The organism is Sulfobacillus sp. TH-112 (assembly GCF_057473405.1).
The window spans coordinates 1-10,166 of the sequence record NZ_JBYCKN010000128.1; the positions used below are offsets into that span (position 1 = coordinate 1).

A 10,166-nucleotide genomic window follows, 5' to 3' on the forward strand; every position below is an offset into this window, starting at 1 on the left:
AATACCATCGATGTTTGGCATTGACCGCACCGACGTCGGTGACCGCTCCATCCGGTGAACAACCTCACATCCAGCGAGTCCTATGATGACAACGGTACCGATCGCCGCCGAAATAATCTGCCTGATTGAATGCAAACGCTCCCCCTTGACTTTATATCGTGCTGATTGCTAATGCATAACGTATGAGAATGCATCGCGGCTAGATGAAACCCGTGCCAATAAAGCAAACCGACGACTGGTAAGAGCCAGTCGCCGATTTGATTGTAGGTAGACTTAACAAGAGATCTCTATCGCCGACGGGTACTGATTCTCAGCAAAGGAACCCATGCGGCCCCATAATGCACGCAGCGCCGTTCCCGGGCTATTATCGTTGAACAATTGCACTCGCTAGCGGGCCTCAATCAGATCGTTAGACTGGTCTAATTCCACCCTGTCATAACGCACTTGCGGGCGATGAAAATAGTCATGTGAGCTCAAAGACGCATAAATGCCTCCCACGATTAAGCAAATGATGATGGTCAGCCCCCCAACCCAGGCCACCGCTCTGGGTTGCATCGCGAGCCCAAAAATGAGCGCCAACACCATCATCGTCCCGCCCATACTCGGGATAAGTCCACTGACGAGAAAATAACCCACACTCTTCAATAGGGCTCGTCGATAAAACCACACACTGGTGAACGCAATAACCGCGTACATAAAGAGATACCAAAGACCTGCTGCACTAATCACATCTCCAATGGCAGCATTGGCACTCGTGCTAACCAAGTAGGGAATAAGCGCAAAGCCAGGAATAATTCCGAGAATGATACTCGCCCAAAGCGGCGCCTGATGCGAAGACAATGTCGCGAAGAATTTGGGCAATAGTTTGTCCCTAGCCATGGCCCAGACGACGCGACTAGAGGCCATGAGCTGCAATTGCGTCGTTCCAAAAACGGCCACAAACACGGCTATCGGAAATAGCCGTGACCACGGTTCAGGCAATAGCACTGTGCCTGCATAAGCCAAAACGTCGGTACCGTGCGCGATGATGGCTTGCCGAGGCGCGATCCCTTGAAATACCACGGTTAAGATGGCATACCATACCACTAAGAACGCCGTTCCCAAAATCGCCGCGCGGCTGGGATTCACGCGGGAGCGCGTGGTCTCCTCGCTAAGTACCAGTGTCGACTCCCATCCCAAATAGAGAAAGGCAATGGGTACCGCGGCTGCAGAAATCCCCTTCCATCCTCCTAATGACAACGAGGGCGTAAACATAGACCATTGTGGAGCCGACATCCCTGCGCCGTGTCGGCTCATTTCATCAATCACCGCTACCAGAAGAAAGACGATGACAATGGCGTATTCCGCTATCAATAGCGTTATCTGGACGCGCATAGAAGGACGAACACCTCTAATCGATAGTGCCACAACCAGCGCTAAGAGCCCTGCCGAGACTAACCACACCACGCCACTGGATGGCCGAGTGGACGGCGAAACCAAAGAAATGAGATAACTTCCAGCCAGTGCGATGTTCCCCATGTTGGCAAATAACATTCCCATGATCGCGCCCATTCCTATGGCAAATCCTAACCATGGCCGAATCACCGCCCCAACCCAGACAAATGGGGCTCCGGCATTGGGACGCCAATGATTAAGACGCGCATACCCCACCGCCACAAACAACATTCCTAGCCCCACCACCACCACGGCAAATGGCGATGCCAGTCCCGCAAACGATAACATTAAGGCAAGCGTAAATGCCACGCTACTGGATGGAGCGACCGTAGCAATGCCGGCGATGAAATCCCCAAAGAGTCCCATGGCGTTACCTCGCAAATTCCCTGAAGCGCTCGCTTCAGGATGCATATCCAATCCTCCCCCGCACAACACAAACCCGCACTTTGGCACATCAGCGGATCAATCGATCACAAGACAGCGGATGGTGTCGAAATGTACTCCGAAGAGCATAGCATGCTTCTGCTAGAGCGATGATGTCTTTCTGAATCATGGGACAAATCTGATGTAGATGGGACAAATCACATATCCGAACATTGGTGAGCATTTTTATTGACATTGTCCGGATTTGTGGAATACCATAAATACCAGCACTAGTCATTCCAATAAATTTTATCGCGAGGTGGATGTTTTGAATCCTGAACAGCCCTTAAATGTTGCCTATCATGTCGAACAGGGCGGCATCGAACCGATTCCCCATAATCAAAGGCATGGAAAGCCCCGCGACCTATTTACCTTTTGGTTAGCGACCACAGCCAATTTTGGCTCCATCGTGGCCGGCGGAATTGCCACCTCCTTAGGGCTCGATTTTTGGCAGAGCCTTTTGGTCGTCTTTATCGGCGCGTTATCATATATTACTGTCGGATTTGTCAGCATTTATGGGCCGAGATATGGTCTACCCACTTTGGCCATTAGCCGTTTTGTCTTTGGTCGGCGCACCAACGGGGCTAACACCTTTGTTTCTTGGATCTTGGGCTTAGGCTGGGCAGCCATCGGACTCGCCATCGGTACGCTGTCTTTTGCCGGCATTGTGGGCTATGTGGCACCGCACGCATCACCACTGCTCGGTAAAATTCTTGGGCTGATCGTGATGTCCATACTTCTGTATTCGGCCTCAATGTTCGGGCACGCGACGATCCAAGCGGTAGAGAAATACTTGGCCTGGATCTTTTCAGCTCTGGTCATTGGAGTCGCTATTGTGCTACTGTCCCATGGCATACTGGGAGACTTTAATCGTGGACGCGGAATCGGATCGTTGGGAGGGGCGGGAGTATGGGCCACCATTGCGATTGGTGCCATGATTTTCATTTCCTCCGGCGGGCTCGGCTGGGCCTATATGGGCGCGGAATACACGCGTTATCTTCCGGCCACCACCCCTACTCGCAAGTTATGGTTCTTAGTGACCTTAGGTGGAGCCATCCCTTCTTTAATACTACCGATGATCGGTGTAGTGCTCACCTTGTCTGGCCACTTTTCTGACCCGATCGTGGACATCCCACGACTGTTGCCCGCCTGGTTGGGTATTCCTTTTCTTGCCTTCGCCATCCTGTCAACAGTGGCAGGGTATGTTCCCAACCTCTACTCCTCTGCACTTGATCTCATGATCATGGGTGTCAAAGTACGGCGTCATATCAGCGTGACCATTGTATTTGCCATCGCACTCGTAGGCTCTTTAGTGGCTCTCTTCGTCTATAACTTCATTAATTCCTTTGAAACTTTCTTGTCCCTCGGGGTTATCTGGGCTGCCCCGTGGCTGGCCGTGTTTCTGGGTTCCTTGTGGTTACACCGCAAGAATGCGCCTCAAGACAGTTCCGTGTCCGGCCTCTCCTTAGGAGCGTCCTCTCGGTCTGCCACTATCGCTGGCATTGCGGGATTCATCGTGGCCTTCTTATGCTCGAACGATTATCCCCTGTGGGAAGGACCCATCGCGCGAGCCCTCGGAGGTGCCGACATCTCAATATATGCCAGCACTGCCGTGTCACTATTCATCCTTTGGGTATTGGAACGCCGACGCCTTTCTCAGCCCACGACTACTCCTGTTTTAGAGGTGGCGGAATAATGGGCATGATGTCGGGGACTCCGGGATATCTTCCCCCGGGGGTTCAACCTACCTTAGTCGTCCAAAATGTCCGACTCGTGTCCGTGATTACTGGCGAGGATGAAATCCTCGATATTGTGATTGCAGATCACCGTATTGCCGCCTTTTGGCCCTGTGGAACGCCCACCGATCTCCCCGCCATTGATGGCCGGAGACGTTACGCCGTCCCAGGGTTTATCGACTCCCACTTACACATTGAAAGTTCTTTTGTCACTCCCGAAGCGTATGCCGAAGCGGTTCTCATTCGGGGCACTACCACCTGTGCTGCCGACGCCCACGAAATCACCAATGTTCTCGGTCCCAGAGGACTGGAAGCGTTCATGGATTCGGCCCACGGTCTACCGGTCGATATCCGTTGGATGGTGCCTTCGTCAGTGCCCTCCGTACCCGGCTTAGAAGGATCCGGCGGTAGTATGGAACCTCACGACGTACAGAGACTATTAAAACGCCCCGACGTCCTAGGACTCGGTGAAGTCATGGACGCTTATGGCATTGCGCGCGGAGAACAGCGTATGCAAGACATTTTACAGACCGCTCGTGACGCCGGCGTGATGCTCGAAGGTCATGCACCGGACGTCACGGATGAAGCCCTCACGGCCCTCCTTTATGAAGGAGTAGACTCCGATCACTCCAAGAGTACTACCCTACTTTTAATGAAGAAAATTCGTCTAGGAATGTTCTTAGAATTCCAAGCAAAAACACTCCGAGCAGAATTGATCGAGGCGTTGCAAGCGTTGCCTATTGAACCGTCCTATGCGCTGTGCACTGACGATGTCAGCGCTGATGTTTTGGCCGATCAAGGACATCTCGATCGCATTGGACGGCTAGCCGTCGCCGTTGGCATGGATCCCTTAAAGGCACTCAAAGCGATGACGTTTTATCCATCTCAGCGACTTCGCCTCTATGATCGCGGCATCCTCTCCCCTGGAAAGCGCGCGGACATTCTTCTCCTTGATAGTCTTTCAGACTTCCGCCCCGCCATGGTCATTGTGGGTGGTGAGGTTTTAGCCGAGCACGGCGCACTCACCCCCCGAGGACAAGAACGGGTCCATGGGCAATCCCAAAAACGCCTAAAAGTTCTCGATGGCCTGCGGCACAGCATTCACCTCACGGTAGCGTCGCTGACGCCCTCACGATTTGTGTGGACTGCTCCGAGCCATCTTTCGTCAGTGATCACCTTACGCGCACTCTCCTTAAACCAGGAAGATAACTACACGCGCGAGGTGGCTCTCTCGGCCACGATAACTGACGGTCAAATTCAGTTGCCCGCCGAAGCCCTGCTATTAACCGTTATTAACCGCTATAGCGGCAACGAAGAACAGACGTTCGCCCCCATATTAGGGCAGTCACTCCGGCGGGGCGCTCTTGCCAGTACGTATTCGCACGATGCCCATAACTTGACGGTGCTCGGGAATAATGCCGAAGACATGGCGCTGGCGGCCCAGACGGTAGTGGCTCTTGGAGGGGGTATGGTGGTGGTCGAAGAGGGACAGGTCGTCGCCCAACTGGCCCTCCCGCTTGCGGGTGTCGTGTCCGACCAATCGCTAGACACCGTGGTGGATGCCGCGAAAAATGTCCGCGATGCCCTCTTCCACTGGGGCTATCGACATCAAAATCCATTTATGAATGTCAGCACCATGGGTCTTTTAGTCAGTCCTGAAATTCGCCTCTCTGACCTAGGACTTATTGATGTTCGCACTCGCCGACAGGTATCCTCGTGGATAGAAATACAAAACTCATAATAGGGGGACTGGATGCATGCCAGAGCTAAGACATCTCCGTCTCTGGGACGGGCACGAAGACCGCGGCTATGCGCGCATCACATGGGAGGACGGGACCTTTGTCGGTGTCGAGCCAGATACCGCTCCTCCCGGGAGGCATGCACTGGCAGTGATTCCCGGGCTTATCGATACCCACACCCATATGGCTTCCTATGCCGGGTCTGGAAGCGTCGACTATCGCACGTGGCCGCTCATCACCCATGACACCACGCGGGTCCTGCATGCTTATGCTAACGTGAGACGCGCATTACAGGTCGGCGTCACCACCTTAAGGGATATGGAGGCCGACTGGTGTCAGGTAAGCCTGCGTGACGCACTAGACCAAGAGCTGATGCCGGGACCACGCATCCTGGCCTTCGGAATGGTGAGCATGACGGCAGGCCACGCGGATTTGTTTACGCCTCCAGCGGTGCCACACCGCCCCATCCTTCCCGCTGACGGACCTGACGCGGTGAGAAAGCGAGTCCGCGAATTTGCGCGTATGACCATGGACGGCATAAAAATCGCGACTGGAGGCGGTGTTCTCTCTCTGGGGGATAAACCGGCCTGGCGTAACTACACCCATGAGGAAAATGACGCGATTGTCGATGAGGCCCATGCTCTGGGACTACCAGTGGCGGCTCATGCACATGAGCCGAAGGCGATTGATGCAGCGCTTCGCGCCACAGTGGATTCGATCGAACACGGCACCTTAATCACGGTAGACCAGGCGATCGAGTTACATCAGCGAAACATGACGATTGCCCCGACCATTTTAATCAATGACCGCATTGCGAATGGCACGGCAGAGGTACCGATGCCGATTCGTCAGAAAGCCCAGAACTTGGTGGAGTCACGCAACCAGTCGTTACATCGCGCTCATCAACACGGAGCCCAATTTGTATTAGGCACCGATTCCTCAGGGAGTCTCATGCCATTCGGACTTCAATGGCAGGAAATCGCCGCCATGCAAGCGGCGATTGGTCTAACTCGGGTGCAGGCCCTGCAGGCGGCCACGTCCGCGGCCGCCAAGACCATCGGGTGGGGAGATCGGTTAGGTCAAATTAAACCGGGATTTTGGGCGGACTTTGTGATCATGCACGGTACGCCATGGGAAGATTCCGCTATTGACCGTGCGCAACAAATTGTCGCGGTAATTGTGCGTGGTCGTCTGGTCCACGGCACGCTCGCGTGGTGATAACCCGCGGAATACGAGGCCCAAAATTCGGCTTCCGCTAAGGTCAAATCGGCCCGATCTCTGCCCAGTCACGCGACCGCTCTACCGCTTTCCGCCATCGCCCGTAGAGCGCGTCGCGCTTTTGTTGATCCATGGTCGGTCTAAAGATGGCGTCCACCCCTACTCTTGCGTTTACAGCGGTGAAGTCGTTCCACAGCCCCACGCCGTAGCCAGCCAAAAGTGCGGCTCCGCGAGCGGTGGCCTCGGTCACTTCCGGACGCTCCACCTCGCATCCTAAAATGTCAGCCTGAAACTGGGCCAAAAAGTTGTTGTGAATGGCGCCTCCATCTACCCGCAAGAGATCGAGTGTCCGCCCGCTATCTTGCACCATGGCTTGCAGCACATCACGCGTCTGATAGGCCATCGACTCAAGCGCCGCTCGCGCCAAATGCGCACGATTAGTCCCACGACTAATCCCTACAATCGCTCCTCGAGCATAACTATCCCAATACGGCGCGCCCAGGCCTACAAATGCCGGAACCACATAGACATCCCCAGTATCCGTCACCGATTCTGCCAGTGCCTCGGTTTCCTCTGCGCTCCCAATAATTTTCAACTCGTCTCGCAACCATTGCACCACCGCTCCCGTGACAAAAATAGACCCTTCAAGCGCATAGTGCACCTTGCCCGATAGGCCCCAGGCAATCGTGGTAAGAAGTCCATGCGAGGAGACAATGCGATCCGACCCGGTATTCATGAGTAGGAATGAGCCCGTCCCATATGTATTTTTGGCCATTCCGGGGTAATAACATCCCTGGCCAAATAGGGCTGCCTGCTGGTCCCCTGCAATGCCCGCTATGGGAATCGGATACCCGAACAACCCCGGATCGACCATGGCCAACCGACCCGATGATTCCACCGCCTCGGGTAGCATAACGCGGGGAATGTTCAAGGCCGCGAGGAGTTCGTCATCCCATGTTAGACTGCGAATATTAAACAATAGGGTACGTGACGCATTAGAATAGTCGGTAATATGACTTTTTCCGGAAGTGAGCTTATAGACCAGCCAACTATCTACGGTACCAAAGAGAATTTCGCCCCGTTCCGCCCGCGACCGAAGTCCTGGCACGTGATCTAACAGCCACGCTATTTTAGTGCCGGAAAAATAGGCATCAATGACCAGTCCCGTCTTATCCTGTACTGTGGGAGACATCCCTTCTGTTCTTAGCGTGTCACAAATTCCCGAGGTGCGTCGACATTGCCAGACGATGGCGTTATAGACCGGTCTACCGGTGGATTTTTCCCACACTATAGTTGTCTCGCGTTGATTCGTAATCCCGATAGCACGAATTTTCCCCACATCGACCGCACTGGTCTTTATCGCGTCTTGAATGGCAGACCATTGAGAAAACCAAATCTCCTCTGGATCATGCTCAACCCACCCCGGCTGGGGAAAGATTTGCCGAAGATCGCGCTGCCCCATAGCGATAGGCTCTCCCAAATGATTAAATATGACGGCGCGTGAACTCGTTGTGCCTTGGTCCAATGATAAGATGTAGCCTTCCTCCACGCCTGTGCTCCTCTCCTACGACGCCCCCGTACGTAAAATCCATTCACAATCCCACGCAACATCGCCCAGAGAGACCATGACGCATCGCCTACTGGCTATCTTGCGCCTCCGGGTCTCTTAGCCTTGGTTTCGCGAACGGACACAGCTTGGGGCCGTTTCTCAAAAACAAACGTTACCTGAAAGTGATCATCAAGTGCCAATCGGGCCGAAAAACTCTTTCCACTTTTGCCTTTGAAGCCTTTTAGGACCGCGGTAGTTCGACCATTCACAAGGGTCCTAGCTTGACTTTCGGTCACCTTCTTCTTCGCCACTGTCGCCCAAATCATAAAGTCACATCCCTCCTTATAGCGTGTACATCCCCATCCCCTCCGCGTGCTGATAATACTCCCCAGGTGGCACTTAGGGCACGGCCCGAGCGCACTTGCCTCAGTGACCAAGGATTCCGCACTTTGGGCACGCGCTACCTCGACCAAGGATCGCGTCAGTTGTCGGATCCCCTCCATAAATTCCCCGCTGTCTCCAGTACCGAGTGCAATGGCCTCTAGTTTCGCTTCCCATTCCCCTGTCAGTGCGGGGCTTTGGATCTGATCAGGAACCAGGGTCAAGAGTCGCCGTCCTTTATCGGTAGAAATGAGCGCCTTCTTCTCGCGCTCCACATAGCCGCGGAGTAGAAGAATTTCCACGATGCGTGCTCGGGTCGCAGGAGTTCCAAGCCCATACTTCTCCATCATACCGAGTAATGACGCATCATTGATGCGCGCCGGAGGTTTGGTTTGTTTCGAGTCCACGCTACACTCTTTAACAACCACCGGAGTCTTTGGTGTTAGTCCCTGTGGGATAGCATCGTCTCGGTCATCCTCAGGACGACTCGTGTCGTCCTCCTCCTGTACCGGTTCAAGAGCGTCTCGCCATCCGCGAATAACGACAGCGGTTCCTTTAGTCGCGAAGAGTTCTCCGTTGACACCAGTGATAACGCGGGTGCGTTCATCCAACCCATCTGGTAATAGCGCTGCCAGAAACCGACGACACACGAGATCGTAAATAGCCTGGTCTATCGGGGAAAGCTGCTGATGCGGCACCTCGCCCGTCGGGATGATGGCATAGTGTCCCGCTTCATTCACCTTCGCGTCGTTAACAATACGGCTCTTGCGCTGCGAGAGGCCGGAAATGGCTTGCAATCGCAATTCACGGGACCCCACAGTCAATCCCTGCATTCGCTGAGGAATCTCTTGCGCTATCTCTGTCGTGATGTGCTGCGCGTCGGTCCTAGGATAACTGGTGAGATGGGTGTCATAGAGTCGCTGTGCGGAGTCGAGAGTTTGCTGGGCGGTGAGACCCATACGACGATTGGCCTCTTTTTGTAAGGCATTGAGCGAGTACAGAAGCGGTGAGCGCATGACCACCCGCTTCTTATCGACACTGACTACTTCCCCTGACGTTCCGACAGGCACCTTACTCGCCAGCCGCTCTGCCTCGGCAGCCGATACAATGTGATGCGGATGTTCGGTTTGGGTATCTAACCAAAGACCGACATAATCTCCAAGGGCTGATTGAAACGTCACCTGAAGTTCCCAATAGGGCTTGGGATCAAAGTCTAAAATACTGGTATCTCGATCAACAACCAGTCGTAATGTCGGAGTCTGAACTCGCCCTATGCTCAAGGGCTCTCCAGGCTTCCCATGCCGCAAAGAAAAGGCGCGAGTCGCATTAAGTCCCACCAGCCAGTCCGATTGCGCTCGCGTCGCAGCCGCATTAGCCAGGTTGTCATACGCGGAGTTAGGCTTCATGTGCGCCAACCCTTTAAGAATTGCCCCAGAGGTATTTTCCGAAAGCCACAATCGATCCACGGGCTTCTTCAATGCCAGGTAGCTGGCAATGGTGGCAAAGATGTATTGTCCTTCGCGGTCCGCATCGGTAGCCGCAATTACCCGTTCCGCTTCTTTGAAGAGTTTCTTGATAATGGACAGTTGACTCTTCGTTTTCGATCCGGCTTCGATTTTGAAGGTTTCCGGCAACATCGGTAACGTCGCCCATTTCCAATACTTCCAATCGGCTTGATAGGATTCC

General features: G+C 54.0%; 6 protein-coding genes. 3 read left to right on the forward strand and 3 right to left on the reverse strand.

The window, feature by feature from the left end; translation table 11 throughout:
• Positions 1-387: 387 nt before the first annotated feature.
• A complete protein-coding gene (locus tag ACOJWD_RS08945; RefSeq protein WP_486992881.1) occupies positions 388-1,845 on the reverse strand; it encodes an APC family permease in 1,458 nt (485 codons plus the stop codon).
• Positions 1,846-2,125: 280 nt separating this feature from the next.
• On the opposite strand from ACOJWD_RS08945, the gene ACOJWD_RS08950 reads away from it, so the two are divergent.
• The 3 genes from ACOJWD_RS08950 to ACOJWD_RS08960 are packed head-to-tail and all read left to right on the forward strand — an operon-like array spanning position 2,126 to position 6,550.
• On the forward strand, positions 2,126-3,553 hold the full coding sequence (locus tag ACOJWD_RS08950) for a purine-cytosine permease family protein (RefSeq protein WP_486992882.1): 1,428 nt from the start codon (positions 2,126-2,128) through the stop codon (positions 3,551-3,553).
• Entirely contained in the window at positions 3,553-5,334 is a 1,782-nt protein-coding gene (locus tag ACOJWD_RS08955) for an adenine deaminase C-terminal domain-containing protein (RefSeq protein ID WP_486992883.1), read from the forward strand. The genes ACOJWD_RS08950 and ACOJWD_RS08955 overlap by 1 nt, the downstream gene beginning before the upstream one ends.
• Before the next feature lie 16 nt (positions 5,335-5,350).
• Positions 5,351-6,550: an amidohydrolase family protein gene (locus ACOJWD_RS08960; RefSeq protein ID WP_486992884.1), complete on the forward strand. Its 1,200-nt coding sequence runs from the start codon at positions 5,351-5,353 to the stop codon at positions 6,548-6,550.
• Between the two features lie 43 nt (positions 6,551-6,593).
• Here ACOJWD_RS08960 and glpK read toward each other — a convergent pair whose 3' ends face one another.
• Both glpK and ACOJWD_RS08970 read right to left on the reverse strand, forming a co-directional pair.
• The gene (gene glpK, locus ACOJWD_RS08965) at positions 6,594-8,099 is read right to left on the reverse strand and encodes a glycerol kinase GlpK (protein WP_486992885.1); all 1,506 of its coding nucleotides are present in this window, start codon (positions 8,097-8,099) and stop codon (positions 6,594-6,596) included.
• Between the two features lie 95 nt (positions 8,100-8,194).
• Positions 8,195-10,166 (reverse strand): type IA DNA topoisomerase (locus ACOJWD_RS08970; RefSeq protein WP_486992886.1); only part of this gene is annotated, 1,972 nt, incomplete at its 5' end.

Bases quoted from the DNA above. Each gene is read 5' to 3' on its own strand.
- ACOJWD_RS08945 (WP_486992881.1), bottom strand. From the start codon at position 1,845: ATGCATCCTGAAGCGAGCGCTTCAGGGAATTTGCGAGGTAACGCCATG.
- ACOJWD_RS08955 (WP_486992883.1), top strand. From the start codon at position 3,553: ATGGGCATGATGTCGGGGACTCCGGGATATCTTCCCCCGGGGGTTCAA.
- ACOJWD_RS08960 (WP_486992884.1), top strand. From the start codon at position 5,351: ATGCCAGAGCTAAGACATCTCCGTCTCTGGGACGGGCACGAAGACCGC.